Genomic DNA, 18,807 nt, shown 5'->3' on the forward strand with positions numbered 1-18,807 from the left:
AGCAATGTCACTTTTTTTCTAACCTTTGGCTTACTTATTTTAATTGTCGCTGCGATGGCGATAGGCATGATAGTTCAAAGAAAATCGATGGCGAGTAGCTGCGGAGGCTTAGGCTCTGTAGGTATTGATAAAGCATGTGATTGCGATGATCCATGTGATAAACGCAAAAAGCGTCTAGCCAAAGAGCAAGTATGGAAAGAAAACCAAATTCTTTAAATAGATTTATTTCTGTTTAAACAAAAAACCTCTCGTAGCTCACTACGGGAGGTTTTTTATTTATATCGCCATAAATAAATCATCAGCTGATAAAATAATCGTGTTTTTATCTTGAACAGAAAACTCTCTTTGTTATACTCATGCCCGAACTTTCAGTAAGTTTTGAAAGTTCTATTGATGCGGATCAAAACTAGCTTAGCCAAATAGTGCTAATGCGTTGAGACTGTATTTCATGTCACTGTATAAGGCTTTACGGCTGCAACCTGTTTTTGTTGCCACGGTGTATGCCAAATTTTGTTATTAGTCATTTTAATAGGTGAATGTTTTTGAACTCATTTTCTTTGTTTCATACCAGCGCTTTGCTTACCTTAGGTAAGTCAGTGTTGCATGAGCGCTTTAATAAAGCGAAAAGAGGCGTGAGTGTGGCTATAACATTATTAGTTTTTAATGCCGTTATGTTGCTTAGTGGCGCTATTGAGGATGCCTTTAGGCTTGAAGCATTGATCAGTGATGGCTTTTTTATAGAGCCATTATTACTGACGATTGCCGAATTTTTAGCTCATCCCATCTTATCGTGTCAGTTACTTATTGGCCTTTGTTGGCTATTGTTCCACATGTTTCCAGCGCGTCGTGCTGGAATAATCCTCCGTAAAGCAGCCTTTGCTTTTAGCGAGGCTAAAGTTCAGCAACCCGTGCAAGCTGCACATGGTTGTCGTGCTCCACCTAGCTTTACAGGTTGTCTGTTTACTCGTTAATTTTATGAGTATAGGTTACACCTGTGGTATCTAATTATTTATTCTTGCTGTAAATAACGATTACTTTCATTGTAGCTTAGTGTTTTTACACACTCTCAGCCAACCACACCTCACCCAAGTTAATTTTTATTGCGTTATATTAATGTGTTTAAAAAAGCTGGGTTGGTTCTGCTAGGTGTTTTTTATTAAGCCAGTGGTCAATACTTCATGCTTGCATTCGCTCTGCATTATTTGTAATTCAATTTTAATTAACTTGGGTTTTTATCAAATATCGTTGCTAAATATTTTTGGCAGCTAATAAAAACTCTTTAGGTTTTAGGATAGTCCCTTGTTAATTCGTAACCTTTTTAATATTGCTTTAGCTAGTATGGCGCTGATTTTATCAGGCTGTAATGGCGGGGTACTCGACCCAAAAGGGCAGATAGGTATTGATGAGAAAAATCTGATCATCATCGCCACTGTGCTTATGTTGTTAGTTGTGATCCCCGTTATTGTGATGACTTTATATTTTGCTTGGAAATACAGAGACACACAAAACCATGAAATTTACGCACCAAAATGGGCTCACTCTAATAAGATTGAGGCTGTTGTATGGGCGGTTCCTATTGTTATTGTTGTTATTTTAGGTGTGATCACCTGGCAGTCAACTCAAGAGCTTGACCCTTATAAACCGATAGAGGGTAAAGGTGAACACTTAACTGTTGAAGTGGTGTCACTTAATTGGAAGTGGTTATTTATTTACCCTGAACAAGGTATTGCTACGGTAAACGAATTGGTATTTCCTGCTAATGTTCCGGTTGAATACAAAATCACGTCAGAAAGTACCATGAACTCGTTTTTCATTCCCCAGTTAGGTAGTCAAATTTACTCAATGGCGGGCATGGAAACTAAGCTGCATTTAATTGCTAATGAGCCAGGCACGTTTAAAGGCTTTTCGGCTAATTACAGTGGTGCGGGTTTTACTGGTATGAAATTTAATGCCATCGCAACACCAACAAAAGCTGACTTTAACCAGTGGGTTGAACAGGTTAAAACCAACGCTAATAGCCTTACTCATGCCAATTATGTTGAGCTTGCCAAAGCGAGTGAAAACAATCCCGTCGCTTATTATGGCAAGGTTGATGAAGGTTTATTTCATACCATAGTGATGAAATACATGCAGGCGCATGGCGATATGAACAAAAAACACCACTCGATGGGTAAACATCAGCAGATGAGTAATGAGCATCAGGCAATGGGTAACCATACAATGCCATCATCACACAGCCAGGGCGAGGAATAATCATGTCGTTTTTAGGTAAATTATCTATAGATGCAATTCCGTTTCATGAACCTATTATCATGGTTACCATGGCGGTGATTGCTATAGTCGGGCTTATTATAGCTGGGCTAATAACAAAATATAAAAAATAGGGGTGTGCTTTGGCGCGACTGGATCACCTCGGTTGATCATAAACGCTTAGGCGTCATGTACATTTTATTAGCGCTAATCATGCTGTTTCGTGGTTTTTCTGATGCCATTATGATGCGTGCGCAGTTAGCGCTTGCTACCAGTGGTGCGCCAGGTTATCTGCCACCAGAACATTACGACCAAATATTCACCGCCCATGGCGTTATTATGATCATCTTTATGGCGATGCCATTTATGATTGGTTTAATGAATATTGTTGTACCACTGCAAATTGGTGCTCGCGATGTGGCTTTTCCATTTTTAAATAATTTAAGTTTTTGGTTTACTGCCAGTGGCGCCATTTTAATAAATTTATCGCTGATATTTGGTGAGTTTGCTAAAACAGGCTGGGTTGCTTACCCACCGTTGTCGGAGTTGACCTTTAGCCCTGGGGTGGGGGTCGATTATTATATTTGGGCCTTGCAAATATCGGGGCTCGGTACGCTATTAACCGCTGTTAACTTCCTAGTGACAGTATTTAAAATGCGTGCCCCTGGTATGACACTGATGAAAATGCCAATTTTCACATGGGCATGTACATGGGCAAATATCTTAATTGCGGCATCATTTCCAATTTTAACCGCAGTGCTTGCCATGCTAACGCTAGACCGTTATTTAGATTTTCACTTCTTCACTAATGAAGCAGGCGGAAACGCCATGATGTATATCAACCTGTTTTGGGCATGGGGTCACCCAGAGGTATACATTTTAGTATTACCAGCTTTTGGTATTTTTTCTGAAATAGTGTCGACCTTCACTGGTAAACGTTTATTTGGTTATAAATCGATGGTATATGCCAGCGGTGCCATTTCTATTCTTGGCTTTATTGTATGGTTACACCACTTCTTTACTATGGGGTCAAGCGCGAATGTAAATGCCTTCTTTGGGGTGATGACCATGGTCATAGCTGTGCCTACTGGGGTTAAGTTATTTAGTTGGTTATTTACTATTTACCGTGGCCGTTTGCGCATTACTGTACCGGTACTTTGGACGCTTGGTTTTATGGTTACCTTCAGTATTGGTGGTATGACGGGGGTATTACTGGCAATCCCTGGTGCCGATTATGTATTGCATAACAGCTTATTCTTAATCGCTCATTTTCATAACACCATTATTGGTGGCGCAGTATTTGGCTACTTAGCGGGTTTTGTTTTTTGGTTTCCAAAAGCAATGGGCTTTAAGCTTGATGAGCGTTGGGGTAAAGCGTCATTTTGGTGTTGGTTAATCGGTTTCTTCGTAGCCTTTATGCCATTGTACGTACTCGGCTTTTTAGGCATGACGCGTCGCTTAAACCACTCTAATAATCCTGATTGGAATATCTGGCTTTATATTGCTGCAGTGGGGGCCGTGATTATTATGTTCGGTATTATTTGCCAAATTATTCAGCTATATGTGAGCTTTAAAAACCGCGAAGCGCTTGATGATACCACTGGCGATCCTTGGAACGGTCACACCCTTGAATGGTCAACGTCATCACCACCGCAATACTATAACTTTGCTGAAATCCCGCATGTTGATGATATTGATACATGGACTGATATGAAAGAAAAAGGCCTAGCTTATCAAGGTAAATCTAGCTATAGCCCAATTCATATGCCAAAAAATACCGCATCGGGTGTGCTTATTGCTGCGAGTTTAACGGCGTTTTGTTTTGCCATGATCTGGCATATTTGGTGGCTAGCAGGGCTTGGTTTTATTGGCGCGATTGCGCTGTTTATTAACCGTGCTTACACCAGTGATGTAGATTACTACGTGCAAAACGATGAAATATTACAAATTGAAGGCGCGCATATTGCCAGTAATACGAAGGAGGTAAGCGCATGAGTACGTTATCTGCAACTCAAGGCCATGTAAATTTAGAGCCTCATAGCGTAAGTCATACGCATGAACATCACGATACCTCAGGCGATACAATCTTTGGTTTTTGGCTTTATTTAATGACCGATTGCCTTTTATTTGCCTCATTTTTTGCAACCTACGCAGTGCTTTATATGAACACTGCAGGTGGTGTATCGGGCAAAGATATTTTTGAGCTTGATTTTGTTGCCGTAGAAACTGCGGCGCTACTTATAAGTAGTATTACTTTTGGTTTTGCCATGATTGCCGCTCAAGGGCAAAAAAAGGCGCTGACGCTTGGTTGGCTCGCGGTCACTTTTTGTTTAGGCGCGGTGTTTATTGGTATGGAAATTTATGAGTTTCATCATTTAATTGTTCATGGCAATGGCCCACAGCAAAGTGCTTTTTTAACATCGTTTTTCTCATTAGTGGGCTTGCATGGTTTACATGTAACTGCAGGCCTTATCTGGATGAGCATAATGATGATTGAGGTGATTAAGCGCGGTTTAGGTAAACAAACCGTCACGCGCTTAAGTTGCTTAAGCTTATTTTGGCACTTTTTAGATATTGTGTGGATTTGTGTATTTACCGTTGTTTATTTAATGGGGGCAATGTAATGAGCCATAGCGAAACACATGCTTTAGAGCAAATGCAAAGCCAACATCATGATCAGTCACATGGTAGTGTTAAAACATACCTGATTGGCTTTGTCTTATCAGTGATTTTAACGGCCATTCCATTTTGGATGGTGATGGAGGGCGACTTTTCAAAGGTCACCACACTCTGGAGTATCGTTACTTTAGCAATCGTGCAAATTTGGGTGCATTTAAAATACTTTTTACACCTTAATTTCACCACTGATGAAGGTAAAGCAAATACCTTTACCTTCTTGTTTAGCGCGTTGATCATCGTCATGGTGGTTGGACTGTCTGTTTGGATCATTTATGAATCAAACGCAATGATGATGTATTAGAGGTTTCAGATGTTTCGTCGTTATTTAGCTGTTACTAAGCCAGGTATTATTATGGGGAATTTGATCAGCGTTGCCGGTGGTTTTTTACTCGCCGCCCGCGGTGATATAGACCCATGGTTAATGTTGGTTACCTTGGTTGGTTTATCGCTTGTTGTTGCATCGGGATGTGCCATAAACAATGTTATTGATAGAGACATTGATGTTGCCATGGCGCGTACTCGCTCACGTGTGACTGTAACGGGCGAAATGTCTGCAAAAGCCGCTTTAAGCCATGGCGTGTTATTAGGGCTAATTGGCTTTGGCTTATTAATCGCCTTTACCACTCAAGCGGCGGTATTTTTTGCCGCCTTTGGCTATGTCATTTATGTAGGGGTTTATAGCCTCTACATGAAACGCAACTCTGTTTACGGCACCTTTATTGGTAGTCTGTCGGGCGCAGTTCCACCTGTTGTTGGCTATTGCGCCGTTACGGGTGTGTTCGATATAGGCGCATTAATACTGCTGGTGATGTTTAGTTTGTGGCAAATGCCGCATTCATATGCGATTGCTATTTTTCGCTTTAAGGATTACCAAGCCGCTAATATTCCAGTATTGCCCGTGGCGCAAGGTGTTGATAAAGCTAAGCGCCATATTGTGCTTTATATTGCCGTATATGCTTTAGTGGTGATGTTATTGCCAATTAGTGGTTATACCGGTGCTGCCTTTATGGCCGTTGCCTGTATTACCAGTTTTTGGTGGTTACTCATGGCACTTAGAGGGTATCGCTACAACATAGACACCACCCGTTGGGCACGCCAAGTGTTTGCGTTTTCAATTATTAATATTACCGCTTTGAGCATTGCCATGGCGGTAGATTATCAAACAATTGCGCCACAATTAGTGGCGCTAAACTGATCTTATCTGATCAATGAACCGAGTTAATTCCCAAAGTTAACCAAAGGCTCTGAGCATTGCGAGGAGCCTTTTTTCGATTTATTTTAATTTTTCTGCATCGTAATACATGGGTTTTAATGTGCCACAATTTATAAACTTATAATTGAGTTCACCAGCAGAAGGCACTTCGGTTGAGGTACGGAACTTTTGTAAGCAGGCGCCATTTAAATCAACAAACATAATATGATGAAAGCTGGGCGGTTGGGTTATTTGATGAATATAAATACGGTTATTGTTTTTTAGCGTAACCATATCGTACTGCTGCCATTTTGAGGCTGGATTTAAATCGGTTAGCTCACGCGTAAACATTTGCTCGCTGAGCTCTATCAGTTTATCACTGTAAACTAAGCTACCCCCTTGCTTGTAATCACCAAGGTATACATCGGCGGTAATCGCGACTTCTTCGCCTCGCATTAAGCGTTGAATATTAAACGGCTTTGGTTTTACTGTGATTAACTCAGCATCACGTACTAGATCTAAAAACGGAATATCCGATACATCCACTTTGTACATAACGTGCATATTATAAGGAAGCTCATAGCTTGGAATATTAATGGCGTAGACACTTGAACCATGGTTAACCAGTACCATGGCATGCTCTGCTTCATATTTGGGATCTAATGGCGGAAGCTCAGGTGGGTCTTCAGCCAGAGCGCTTATCGGTAAAACTAAACAGATAAACAATAATATAAAAGTGAATAACCGCATAATAACCTCAATTAATTTATAAGCTTAAAGTATAGCTTAGTTTATATATTTATTTTTTATTTAAAAACTGGCCGCTTGTTCTATAACAATGCCATGGCGTTTTGCAAGGCGCTGATGATCTCTGTCATAGCCTCCACCAATTACAGTGGCAACAGGGGTATTATTTGCAAGGCAGCGTTTAAGTACTAAGTGATCGCGCTTTTCTATCCCTTGCCAACTAATATCCAGTTTACCTAAGCCATCCTCTTGCCAAATATCAACGCCAGCATCATACAAAACCAGATCTGGGTTAAGCTCGTTTAATAAAAATTGCAGCGTATCGTCAACAATGCCTAAGTATTCAGCATCTTGCATATTATTGGCTAAACCAATATCTAAATCGCTAGGGGACTTTCTAAACGGGAAGTTTTTCTCACAGTGTATTGAACAGGTAAACGCATAAGGTTGATGAGCCAGCATAGCTGCGGTGCCATCGCCTTGGTGAACATCTAAATCAAAAATCAGTACGTTGGTCACTTCACGATTTTGAATTAACGTTTGTGCGGTAAAAGCTAAATCGTTCACCATACAAAAACCTGAGCCAAAATCACTATGAGCATGGTGAGTGCCGCCCGCTAAATGGCACGCAAGCCCATTTTTAAGCGCTAAACGCGCGGTTTGCAGTGTCCCTAATGGGGCGGTAAATGTGCGGTTCATTAGTGCTTGTGACCAGGGTAAGCCAATACGGCGCATGGCTTTTTCATCTAGGCGGTTATGCCATAAATCGTGAATGTAGTTTTCACAATGTACTATTTCTAGCTCTTCTACACTACCATGTGGTGGTTCTGTGATATTACTGCCAGCAAGTCCAAGGGTTTTAACATGCTGGTGTAGCTGAGCAAATTTACTCATTACAAAGCGATGCTTGGGATCAAAACTAAACGAGTAGTTAGGATGATAAACTAAAGGTAGATTGGGGTTTAAACTCATATCTGCGTCGTTTAATTATTTTTGGTTATGGTAATCAACTTCACGCAGTGCGTCTATTTATGTTTGGTAAATAAGCGTTTCAAGCTCGCGGTGTAATAATGTTTCATCAGCAAGGTTTAGCTCAACTAAACGCTTTAAATGCGTAATGCTGCCTATATCAATGTTATGGCATTTAAGGCCAACATGATTTTCTTCTATGTGACGAATAACCACCGGCATTTTTATTTCAATATCGCTTTGTGGCAAGGTAAAACGTAATATTGCTTCGTCATTTTTGTTGCCTGTAAAGGCATCGCTTTTAGTGATCAGTGCACCATGTAAAGAAATATCTAATAGGGTACATGCATACTGGGAGCTAGCCGTTTCCAATTGCGCTGCTGTAGAGAACATAATACGAGAAAATTGCCGACGGTTTTGCATAATAATCTTATAAAGTTGTTATTTATAATAAGCATAGCTGGTAATGCTCAACACGCCAATTTGCTCAAAGATAAAAATAGCTCGTATAAAAAAGCCCCGCATAAAATGCAGGGCTTTTAACTTATTCACTGTGGCTGTTAGCCAATTTTTTTATACTTAATACGCTTGGGCTGTGCAGCTTCTGCGCCTAATGTCTTTTTGAGCCACTCTTCGTACTCAGTGTAGTTACCATCAAAGAAGTTAATTTGGCCTTCGTCACGGTAATCTAAAATGTGTGTAGCAATACGGTCAAGGAACCAACGGTCATGCGAGATACACATGACACAACCAGGGAATTCTAAAATAGCATTCTCAAGAGCACGTAATGTTTCAACGTCCAAGTCATTGGTTGGCTCATCCAGTAGCACTACGTTGCCGCCTGCTTTTAACAGCTTAGCTAGGTGTAAACGGTTGCGCTCACCACCTGAAAGGTCTTTAACAAACTTTTGTTGATCGTTACCTTTAAAGTTAAAACGGCTAACGTAAGCACGGCTTGGGAACTCAAAGTTACCAATTTTTAGTACATCTTGGCCATCAGAGATTTCTTGGAATACCGTTTTGCTTTCGTCCATGTTGCCACGGAACTGATCAACAGTTGCCAGTTCTACTGTTTCACCAATGCTGATATTACCGCTATCTGGCTGCTCTTCACCGCTTAGCATTTTGAATAGCGTTGATTTACCTGCACCATTGGCACCAATAATACCCACAATAGCGCCTTTTGGCATGGTAAAGCTTAAATCGTCTATTAATACGCGGTCGCCAAAGCTTTTACGTAAGTTATTTACTTCTAATACTTGGTCACCTAAACGTGGGCCAGGTGGAATAAACAGCTCGTTGGTTTCGTTACGTTTTTGGTAATCAGACTGCTGTAGTTCGCTAAACTGTGCCATACGTGCTTTTGACTTAGCTTGACGACCTTTAGGGTTTGAACGAACCCATTCAAGTTCTTGTGCAATTGATTTTTGACGTGCTTTTTCAGATTTTTGCTCTTGCTGTAAGCGGGCATCTTTTTGCTCAAGCCAAGACGAGTAGTTACCTTCCCACGGAATACCTTCACCACGGTCAAGCTCTAAAATCCAGCCAGCAACATTATCAAGGAAGTAACGGTCATGCGTTACTGCCACAACGGTGCCTTCGTAGTCATGTAAGAAGCGCTCTAACCAGGCAACCGACTCAGCATCTAAGTGGTTAGTTGGCTCATCGAGAATAAGCATATCTGGTTTTTCAAGTAACAAACGACAAATAGCAACACGACGGCGTTCACCACCTGAAAGGTGCTCAATTTTAGCGTCCCACTCAGGTAAACGAAGTGCATCGGCAGCACGCTCTAAAACGTTATCAATATTGTGGCCATCATGCGCTTGAATAATTGCTTCTAATTCGCCTTGCTCTTTTGCCAGTGCGTCAAAGTCAGCGCCTTCCATTGCGTATTCGTTATACACTTCGTCAAGGCGGTTAAGGGCATGTTTTACTTCACCTACAGCTTCTTCAACAATTTCACGAACTGTTTTGCTTTCGTCCAAAACAGGCTCTTGCGGCAAGTAACCAATTTTAGTGCCTGGTTGAGGGCGAGCTTCACCTTCAAAATCTTCATCAACACCTGCCATAATGCGTAGTAATGATGATTTACCAGAACCATTTAGACCTAGCACACCAATTTTTGCACCAGGGAAAAAATGCAACGAAATATCTTTTAAGATAGTGCGTTTTGGTGGCACAACCTTAGATACTCGACTCATCGAGAATATAAACTTATCAGGTAAAACCATAGAAGAAGCCTTCAATAATAATAAAAATTTCAATGCTGTATTGTAGTGGCTCACAGGTGAAACAGTCAACGAATGGGGCTGTTTTAAAGTACATATTCAATTTGTACAAACCGCGTGAATAAATTTCATTTAGACATCTATACATCTAGAGGTTGATATTTTTCACATTCTGTTCATAATGAGAGCGTATTAATTCTCGGTTTTTATGAGCAGGAGCTTTAAGAATGCCAATTACAGTAGAAGACGAATTGCCAGCTATTGCACGTTTACGTCATGAAAACGTGTTTGTAATGCCAAAAACACGTGCAAAAACGCAAGAAATACGCCCTATGCGTTTGGCTATTCTTAATCTTATGCCTAATAAAGTAGAAACCGAAGTACAGTTTATTCGCTTGTTGGCTAATTCTCCGCTGCAAGTAAATGTAGAGCTACTGCGCCTTGACACGCATCGTAGCAGTAGCAACTCAGAGCAACACTTAGATACCTTTTATCGTTACTTTTCAGAAGTGAAAAACAATAATTACGATGCACTATTAATTACCGGTGCGCCTTTGGCACATTTAGAGTATGAAGAAGTGGCGTATTGGGAAGAATTCAAAGTGATTATTGATTGGGCCGAGCAGCATGTAACCTCTACCTTGTTTTCGTGCTGGGCTGCCCACGCGGCTTTATATCACCGTTATAATTTAAAGCGCGATTTAAAAGACAACAAACTCTGCGGGGTGTTTACCCATCAATGCTACTTTGCCCATGGTGCACTTACCCGCGGCTTTGACGATACCTTTTTAGTGCCGCACTCACGTTATGGCCACATAGATATAGATAAAATAAACGCTTGTGAAGAGCTGGTGGTATTAGCGGGCTCTGAACGAGTCGGGGCTTATTTACTTAAAAATAAATCGGGCAGCCAAGTGTTTATTACCGGCCACCCAGAATACGATGCCGACAGTTTAAAAGCCGAATATGAGCGCGATTTACAAAAAAGCCCTGATGCGCCAAAGCCCGAAAACTATTTTCCTGATGACGATACCAGCAAGCAACCGTCTAAAACATGGCAAAGTCACGCGTTTTTACTGTTTTCAAACTGGTTAAATTATTACGTTTACCAAACCACACCCTATGATATTAACTTAGTTAGCCAAGACGTAAGGACTAACAACTATGCCGAATAATCCTCAAAACAATAAGCATCAAGAGCTGAGCGCTGCGCTCAAACAGCGCATTTTAATTTTAGATGGTGCAATGGGAACCATGATCCAAGCGCATAAGCTTGAAGAGCAAGACTACCGTGGTGAACGTTTTAAAGATTGGCACGTGCTTATTAAAGGCAACAACGATTTATTAAGCCTAACCAAGCCTGAAATTATTACTGATATACACCGTAGCTTTTTAGCCGCCGGTGCCGATATTATCGAAACTAACACCTTTAACTCGACCACCATTTCGATGGAAGATTACGACATGGCGAGTATAAGCCGTGAAGTCAATTTAGAGTCGGCTAAGTTAGCCCGCGCTGTATGTGATGAATTTAGCGCTAAAACCCCAGAAAAACCGCGCTATGTAGCCGGTGTGTTAGGGCCAACGTCTAAAACCTGTTCGTTATCGCCGGATGTAAACGACCCTGGCTATCGTAATATCACCTTTGATAAGTTAGTGACTGCGTATGTTGAGTCAACCCTTGCGCTTATGGAGGGCGGTGTAGATATTATTTTAATCGAAACCATATTCGACACGCTTAATGCAAAAGCCGCCTCGTTCGCAGTAGAAGAAGCGTTTGAACAAGCAGGGCGCACATTGCCAGTGATGATTTCAGGTACTATTACTGATGCCTCAGGCCGTACGCTTTCAGGGCAAACCACCGAAGCATTTTATAACTCTATTCGTCACATTAAGCCGCTTTCAATTGGCTTAAATTGCGCCCTTGGGCCAGATTTACTGCGCCAATACGTTGAAGAGCTATCACGTGTGTGCGAAACCTTTGTATCTGTTCACCCTAACGCGGGCTTACCCAATGAGTTTGGAGAATACGACTTAGAAGCAGACGACATGGCAAAAGAGATCATAGATTGGGGTAAATCGGGCTTTATTAATATTGTTGGCGGTTGCTGTGGCACTACGCCTGCGCACATTCGTGCCTTTGCCAAAGGGCTTGAAGGCACAGCACCACGAAAATTACCTGAGCTTGAAGTGCGTATGCGTTTATCAGGCCTAGAAGCCTGTAACTTAAATTAAGGAGCCGCCAATGACCCAACAAATTGCAGTATTTACCAATGTCGGCGAGCGTACTAACGTAACTGGCTCGGCCATGTTTAAACGTTTGATCATGGAAGAAGACTACGAAACAGCCCTTAATGTAGCTCGCGAACAAGTAGAAAATGGCGCCCAAGTTATTGATATCAACATGGACGAAGCCATGCTGGACTCAAAAGCCGCCATGGTGAAGTTTTTAAACTTAATTGCTTCAGAGCCTGATATTTCTAAAGTACCTATTATGGTCGACTCCTCTAAATGGGAAGTTATAGAAGCAGGCCTAAAGTGTATTCAAGGAAAGGCTATTGTTAACTCAATATCCCTTAAAGAGGGTGAAGAGCCGTTTATACGCCAAGCTAAAATTATAAAGCGCTTTGGCGCCGCCGCTGTTGTGATGGCATTTGATACCGACGGTCAAGCCGACACTGCAGATAGAAAATATGAAATTTGTGAGCGCAGCTACCGTATTTTAGTCGACGAAATTGGCTTTCCGCCAGAAGACATTATATTCGACCCCAATATATTTGCCGTTGCCACCGGCATAGAAGAGCACGACAACTACGCCGTAGAGTTTATTGAAGGCACCCGCCGTATTAAGCAAAACTTACCCCACTGTAAAGTGTCGGGCGGGGTATCAAACGTATCGTTCTCATTTAGAGGTAATAACCCAGTACGTGAAGCGATTCACTCGGTGTTTTTATACCATGCTATAAAAGCGGGTATGGATATGGGCATAGTAAACGCAGGGCAACTTGCGGTTTACGATGACATCCCCGAGGAACTTCGCAAAGCCGTAGAAGATGTAATTCTTAACACCGACTCAGGTGCGGGCGAGCGCCTTGTTGAACTTGCGCCTAAATATTCAGGCATGGCACAAGCTGAGCGGGTAGAAGATTTAGAATGGCGCACTTGGCCGGTTGAAAAGCGCCTAGAGCATGCTCTAGTAAAAGGCATAACCACCTTTATAGATGAAGATACAGAAGAGTGCCGTGCTGGCGCCGATAAACCTATTCACGTCATTGAAGGGCCACTCATGGATGGCATGAACGTGGTTGGGGATTTATTTGGTGCCGGTAAAATGTTTTTACCGCAAGTGGTTAAGTCGGCCCGTGTAATGAAACGCGCGGTCGCCTACCTCGACCCATTCATTGAAGCCGAAAAAGAGGAAGGCGCCACCAATGGTAAAATTGTTATGGCTACCGTAAAAGGTGACGTGCATGACATAGGCAAAAACATTGTAGGCGTAGTACTGCAATGTAATAACTACGAAGTAATCGACCTTGGGGTAATGGTGCCAGCAGATAAAATACTGCAAACAGCAATTGACGAAAAAGCCGATATTATAGGCCTTTCGGGCTTAATTACCCCATCGCTTGATGAAATGGTACATGTTGCCAAAGAAATGAAGCGTCGTGGCTTTGAGCTGCCGCTAATGATTGGCGGGGCAACCACCTCAAAAGCGCATACCGCAGTTAAAATAGAGCCGCAGTACGACAAAGGCGTAGTGTATGTAAATAACGCCAGCCGCGCCGTGGGTGTGGTGTCTAATTTACTTTCTAAAGATCACAAAGCAGAGTTTTTAGCTAAAACCACCGCCGAATACGACAAAGTACGTGAACAACAAGCACGCAAAAAGCCGCGCTCAAAACCAGTTACCATACAGCGCGCCCGCGATAATGCTGCAAAGATCGATTGGGATAACTACACACCACCCGTGCCTAAAAAGTTGGGCGTGACTGAGTTTAAAAATGTATCAATCGCGACTTTACGCAAATACATAGACTGGACGCCGTACTTTATGACCTGGTCAATCGCCGGTAAATATCCGCGCATAATGGACGATGAAGTAGTGGGCGAACAAGCACAAAGCTTGTTTAAAGACGCCAACGATATGCTCGATGACCTTGAAAAATCAGGCACTTTGCAACCACTAGGTGTTATTGGTTTATTCCCAGCTAACCGTGTGGGCGATGATATAGAAATTTACACCGACGAAACGCGCAAAGAGCTATTAACTACCTCGTGCCATTTGCGCCAGCAAACCGAAAAAACCGACTTTGCTAACTACTGCCTAGCCGATTACATTGCGCCAAAAGGCACACCCGATTACTTTGGTGCGTTTGCGGTAACAGGTGGCTTAGAAGAAGACGACCTAGCCAATGCGTTCGACGCACAGCAAGATGACTATAATAAAATAATGGTAAAAGCTGTTGCCGACAGGCTCGCCGAAGCCTTTGCCGAATACCTGCACGAACAAGTGCGTAAAGAGTATTGGGGATATGCACCGGATGAAAACCTGCCTAACGATGAACTCATTCGCGAAAACTACCAAGGTATTCGCCCAGCGCCTGGTTACCCAGCGTGCCCAGAGCACACCGAGAAAAAGAAAATTTGGCAGTTACTCGATACCGAAAAACGCATTGGCATGCAGCTCACCAGCTCATACGCCATGTGGCCAGGTGCTGCGGTGTCGGGCTGGTACTTTTCACACCCACAAGCGAAATACTACGCCGTTGCTGCAATACAGAAGGATCAGGTTGAAGACTACGCTAAGCGAACAAATATGACGCTCGCAGAAGCCGAAAGATGGTTATCGCCTAACTTGGGGTATGAGCCGGAGTAAAGCGAAGTGGTTAAATAGCGAAGCGGTCAGTTTTTAGCGGTCAGCTATCAGTTAAAACAAAAACGAGCCAAGGTAGGCTCGTTTTTTATTTTAAGAACTAGGTTGTTTACAAAGAGTTTATTTAGTGGAATTATTAATCAATATATAAATTCCCGTTTTAGGGGGCACTAACTAAGATAATGGGTAATGTTAAGCTATTAGCTTTTTTAAAAGGATTTACATGAATAAAAAAACTTCAAACTTAGTCATTATATTTTTATCTGCATTCATTACATCGTTTGTTAGCCGCTATTTAACTGATTCAATAATAAACCTAAAAGATCTACCTTTTTATATGGAGTTTTTACTTTTCCTAGCTATTTATTTGGTAATTTATTTCCCACTAAATTGTGTATTCGAAAAATTCGTTGTTAAGTCAACATCTGATAGTTAGCAAAACAGTAAGACAGAATTAAGCATAATGAGTCAGAGGGCTCGCTATATAAGACTTTACAGGTATTTTAGCTTATTGTTTTGTCGCATAGCTGTGTAGCAATTGGCTTGCTCTTAACCACTTTTAAACAAGGCAATTTTATGAAAACGATTGGCATGCTCGGAGGCATGAGTTGGGAGTCAACAGCCAGCTATTACAAAGCTTTAAACGAAGGCGTTAAAAACTCGTTGGGTGGACTGCATAGTGCTAAAATTGTATGGTGAGCGTCGATTTTGCGGAAATTGAAGCGCTACAGCATCAGGGCGATTGGCAACAAACAGCTAAGTTACTTACCAAGGCAGCTAAATCGGTAGAGGCTGGTGGTGCTGACTTTTTACTTATTTGTACCAACACTATGCATAAAGTGGCCGATGAGATTGCCAGTAATATTACCATTCCTATTTTGCATATTGCCGATGCCACCGCCGAGCAACTAAAGCACGATAACATTACGCGAGTAGGGTTGTTGGGAACGCAATTTACAATGGAGCAAAACTTTTACAAAGAGCGTTTAATCGATAAGCATAACATTGAGGTATTAATACCTGAGCCTATTGAGCGAAAGCGAGTGCACGAGGTTATTTATTCGCAGTTATGCCAAGGGGTTATTGATGAAGATTCGCGAGCTGATTATATACGCATTATAGAGCGCTTATTTGCACAAGGCGCGCAGGCCGTTATTTTAGGCTGTACTGAAATAGCCTTGTTGGTAAAGCCACAACATACGCAGGTTCCGCTTTACGATACCACCAAACTACACGCAGAGGCGGCAGTGAAATTGGCTCTCGCTAAATAAATTGTATTAAGCCTAACTTAAAACCGCCAATTGGCGGTTTTTTTGTGTATGGCGTTTTAATAAATAGTTTTAAACGCAGCCACTGTTTTGCATATAAATTGATATGCACCAAGGTTTAAATTAATAGTTCAATTATATAAATTGTTAATTTTAGTAAAAACAGCAAGTTGACTAAGCTAGGTAAAATCACCTATTTACCAACGCTATAAATAGGTCAATAATTTTTTGAAGTATATCCAATTAACCTTAACCCCTAGGATTATTAGTATGAAAAAAATGAATAAACATATATTCACTTTAAGCGCATTGACCATATTGACCGCTTGCGGTGGCTCTAATCAAAGTGAGCAGCCAGACTCTATTGTTGTTAACCCGATAACCCCTCCCGTTTCAATTTCTCCTAAGCTTGTTGTAACGCAAGGTATGATCACCGGATTTGGGAGTATTTATGTTGATGGCATTAAATATAATACCGACACCAGCAATATTAAAAAAAATGGCCTAAACACTCAATTAAACGCACTGAGTGTGGGCATGAAAATTAGCTTTTCAGCGCAAGAAAATGACTCTGGTGAATGGGTTGCTCAAGACGTTGAATACGATACTGAGGTGGAGGGGGTAATTCAGAGTATTGACCGAAATAATAGCCAAATAACGATTGCGAATACCGTTATATTTTATAACGATTTAACGCATTTTATTGATACCTCAGAAGCGCTAATAAGTGTCGGGCAGCGAGTTGAAATAAGCGGCTATCCGCAAGCGGATGGTACTTTTTTAGCGTCATACATTGAATTAGACACCGATACAGACAACGACGATTATGAATATACTGCTGGGATCGTATCTAATTTAGATGAGACCGCATTACAATTTACTATTAATGATGTGGTGATTGATTATCGGCTAGCTGAAATTGATGGGGTATTGGCAAATAACAGCTATGTAAAAGTTGAAGGTAATTTAGTTGATGGCGTGATGGTTGCCAATGAGGTTGATGCGAGAACGGTTAAAGAGTCGCTCGATGTTGATGACGATAGCGTATTACGCTATGAAATAGAGGGACTAATTACTCAAATTAGTGCGACCTCTATAGGGGTTAACGGCCAAGTATTTGACTATGCAAATAATGTTGAGGTTGAAGGTGTTGCACTCAATAACTTAACGGTGGGGATGTTTGTTGAGCTTTATATTGATAATAGTCAGATCATTAAAGTTGAATCAAAACAATCATCTTACTCATCAGACGGCAAAGTAAAAGGCGTTATTGAAAGCATAGACCGTGATAACAAAACGATTACCGTTAATGGCGTGTTATACGTATTCAACGAATTTAGTCGTTTTGAAGATGACGACGAGCAATACTTTAGTTTCGACACCTTAAATATTAATGATTATGTTGAGATTGCTTATCTACAAACGTCACCGTTATTAAGTGTGTTAAAAATCGAAAAAGAAGACCAAGACGAATACCAGCAAGAATGGGAAATGAAGGGGCAGATCACTGCAATTTCAAACAATACAATAACGGTTAATGGAGCTGAAATTGTGTTAGATGCCAATGCAAAATATATCATAAATGATGTATTGGTTTCTCTAACAACGTTTATAGAGCAGCTTGTCGTTGGCGATAGAGTTGATGTTGAAGGCCTATATGATATCAATAACGTATTTGTGCTTGGTAAAGTTGAGCTTGAGAATAAAAGCGACGATGGAGACGACGACGGTGGGGACGCTGGAGATGACGATAATGGCGGTGATGATAACAAAGTTGGCTATGTTGAATTAGAAGGTACGGTTACTGAACTTTTAACAGCAAATAGCTTTATGTTAAACGGCTATGAAGTGCAATTATCTGAAAATGCAGAGCTTGAAGTGAATGACCAAGATGTTAATTTAGCAACGTTTATGAGTGCCTTAACCGTGGGGGCCGCAATTGAAGTTGAAGGCCAATGGGTTGAAAATAAATATATCCTTGCTGATGAAGCTGAACTAAAGTAAGTGAACGTATAACAATAATTAAGGCCACGCTGTTGTGGCTTTTTTTATGGCTAGGTGAAAATGCATAAAGACAAGTTGATTTCATTTACATTGATTCTAATCATTATTTTTAAATTAATTGATTTATCAATCGATATTTCAAGCAATGTAGAACCTAAGCATATTTTTCAAGAAATAATGCTAATTGTTGTATCGTTAGCTTTGTTCGTTTATTTAATGATTGATATCCATAAGCGTACTACGAATGAAAAACTCAATTTGGCGCAGTTAAAAGCGTCAAAAGAAAATATTAGGCTGCTTAACCAGCAACTAGAGGACTCAAAAGTTGCATTTTTTAGTAAAATTGAAGAGCAGTTTCAAAAGTGGGGGCTAACGGCAGCTGAAAAAGAAGTTGCTCTATTTTTAGTAAAAGGATTATCAACTTCAGAGATTGCCAACATTAGAGATAAATCTGAAAAAACCATCAGTAATCAATCTTCGGCTATTTATAAAAAAGCGGATGTAACAGGAAGGCATGAGCTAGCAGCCTTGTTTTTTGAAATGTTGTTGTAGGGTATAAAAAGGGCTAAGTTTGACAGAGGGAGGGCGCTCAGA

Annotated in this window: 15 protein-coding genes and 2 pseudogenes; 13 read left to right on the forward strand and 4 right to left on the reverse strand. The window is 41.2% G+C overall.

The genetic code is table 11. The annotated features are described in order from the left end of the window. Positions 1 to 54 precede the first annotated feature (54 nt). From nqrM to cyoE, 7 genes and pseudogenes are all read left to right on the forward strand, one after another. Positions 55 to 216, forward strand: coding sequence for a (Na+)-NQR maturation NqrM (gene nqrM / locus P20439_RS06620; protein ID WP_050947007.1), 162 nt, complete (start codon positions 55 to 57; stop codon positions 214 to 216). 326 nt (positions 217 to 542) lie between these two features. Further along, the gene (locus P20439_RS06625) at positions 543 to 971 is read left to right on the forward strand and encodes a hypothetical protein (RefSeq protein WP_008111904.1); all 429 of its coding nucleotides are present in this window, start codon (positions 543 to 545) and stop codon (positions 969 to 971) included. A gap of 328 nt (positions 972 to 1,299) precedes the next feature. Beyond that, complete coding sequence (gene cyoA / locus P20439_RS06630) at positions 1,300 to 2,253, forward strand: ubiquinol oxidase subunit II (protein WP_008111912.1); 954 nt, start codon at positions 1,300 to 1,302, stop codon at positions 2,251 to 2,253. Positions 2,254 to 2,255: 2 nt separating this feature from the next. Continuing rightward, positions 2,256 to 4,245 (forward strand): annotated as a pseudogene (gene cyoB / locus P20439_RS06635) (cytochrome o ubiquinol oxidase subunit I). After that, a complete protein-coding gene (gene cyoC / locus P20439_RS06640; RefSeq protein ID WP_008111916.1) occupies positions 4,242 to 4,874 on the forward strand; it encodes a cytochrome o ubiquinol oxidase subunit III in 633 nt (210 codons plus the stop codon). The pseudogene cyoB and the gene cyoC overlap by 4 nt, the downstream one beginning before the upstream one ends. After that, positions 4,874 to 5,230 carry a cytochrome o ubiquinol oxidase subunit IV gene (gene cyoD / locus P20439_RS06645; RefSeq protein WP_008111918.1) on the forward strand — a complete coding sequence of 119 codons (357 nt, stop codon included), beginning with the start codon at positions 4,874 to 4,876 and terminating at the stop codon, positions 5,228 to 5,230. Before cyoC ends, cyoD begins: the two co-directional genes overlap by 1 nt. Before the next feature lie 9 nt (positions 5,231 to 5,239). After that, positions 5,240 to 6,124, forward strand: coding sequence for a heme o synthase (gene cyoE, locus P20439_RS06650; protein WP_008465480.1), 885 nt, complete (start codon positions 5,240 to 5,242; stop codon positions 6,122 to 6,124). 78 nt (positions 6,125 to 6,202) lie between these two features. Here cyoE and P20439_RS06655 read toward each other — a convergent pair whose 3' ends face one another. From P20439_RS06655 to ettA, 4 genes are all read right to left on the reverse strand, one after another. Beyond that, positions 6,203 to 6,871 carry a hypothetical protein gene (locus P20439_RS06655; RefSeq protein ID WP_008465482.1) on the reverse strand — a complete coding sequence of 223 codons (669 nt, stop codon included), beginning with the start codon at positions 6,869 to 6,871 and terminating at the stop codon, positions 6,203 to 6,205. Between the two features lie 60 nt (positions 6,872 to 6,931). Further along, positions 6,932 to 7,840 (reverse strand): histone deacetylase, encoded by a 909-nt coding sequence (locus P20439_RS06660; RefSeq protein WP_008111922.1) that lies wholly within the window; start codon positions 7,838 to 7,840, stop codon positions 6,932 to 6,934. Between the two features lie 57 nt (positions 7,841 to 7,897). Continuing rightward, the gene (locus P20439_RS06665; RefSeq protein ID WP_036933083.1) at positions 7,898 to 8,260 is read right to left on the reverse strand and encodes a PilZ domain-containing protein; all 363 of its coding nucleotides are present in this window, start codon (positions 8,258 to 8,260) and stop codon (positions 7,898 to 7,900) included. A 137-nt stretch (positions 8,261 to 8,397) separates the two neighbouring features. Further along, positions 8,398 to 10,071: an energy-dependent translational throttle protein EttA gene (gene ettA / locus P20439_RS06670; protein ID WP_036933086.1), complete on the reverse strand. Its 1,674-nt coding sequence runs from the start codon at positions 10,069 to 10,071 to the stop codon at positions 8,398 to 8,400. 224 nt (positions 10,072 to 10,295) lie between these two features. On the opposite strand from ettA, the gene metA reads away from it, so the two are divergent. The 6 genes and pseudogenes from metA to P20439_RS06700 all read left to right on the forward strand — a co-directional run bounded on the left by metA (position 10,296) and on the right by P20439_RS06700 (position 18,765). Then, positions 10,296 to 11,243 (forward strand): homoserine O-succinyltransferase, encoded by a 948-nt coding sequence (gene metA, locus P20439_RS06675; RefSeq protein ID WP_008465491.1) that lies wholly within the window; start codon positions 10,296 to 10,298, stop codon positions 11,241 to 11,243. Then, entirely contained in the window at positions 11,233 to 12,303 is a 1,071-nt protein-coding gene (locus tag P20439_RS06680; protein WP_008465493.1) for a homocysteine S-methyltransferase family protein, read from the forward strand. Before metA ends, P20439_RS06680 begins: the two co-directional genes overlap by 11 nt. A gap of 10 nt (positions 12,304 to 12,313) precedes the next feature. Continuing rightward, on the forward strand, positions 12,314 to 14,944 hold the full coding sequence (metH, locus tag P20439_RS06685; RefSeq protein ID WP_008465495.1) for a methionine synthase: 2,631 nt from the start codon (positions 12,314 to 12,316) through the stop codon (positions 14,942 to 14,944). Positions 14,945 to 15,517: 573 nt separating this feature from the next. After that, positions 15,518 to 16,212 (forward strand): annotated as a pseudogene (locus P20439_RS06690) (aspartate/glutamate racemase family protein). A gap of 267 nt (positions 16,213 to 16,479) precedes the next feature. Next, positions 16,480 to 18,213 (forward strand): DUF5666 domain-containing protein, encoded by a 1,734-nt coding sequence (locus tag P20439_RS06695; protein ID WP_008465503.1) that lies wholly within the window; start codon positions 16,480 to 16,482, stop codon positions 18,211 to 18,213. 60 nt (positions 18,214 to 18,273) lie between these two features. After that, positions 18,274 to 18,765: a LuxR C-terminal-related transcriptional regulator gene (locus tag P20439_RS06700; protein WP_008465505.1), complete on the forward strand. Its 492-nt coding sequence runs from the start codon at positions 18,274 to 18,276 to the stop codon at positions 18,763 to 18,765. Positions 18,766 to 18,807 lie beyond the last annotated feature (42 nt).

Origin of the sequence: Pseudoalteromonas sp. BSi20439 (genome assembly GCF_000241165.1) — a bacterium.
GTDB lineage: Bacteria > Pseudomonadota > Gammaproteobacteria > Enterobacterales > Alteromonadaceae > Pseudoalteromonas.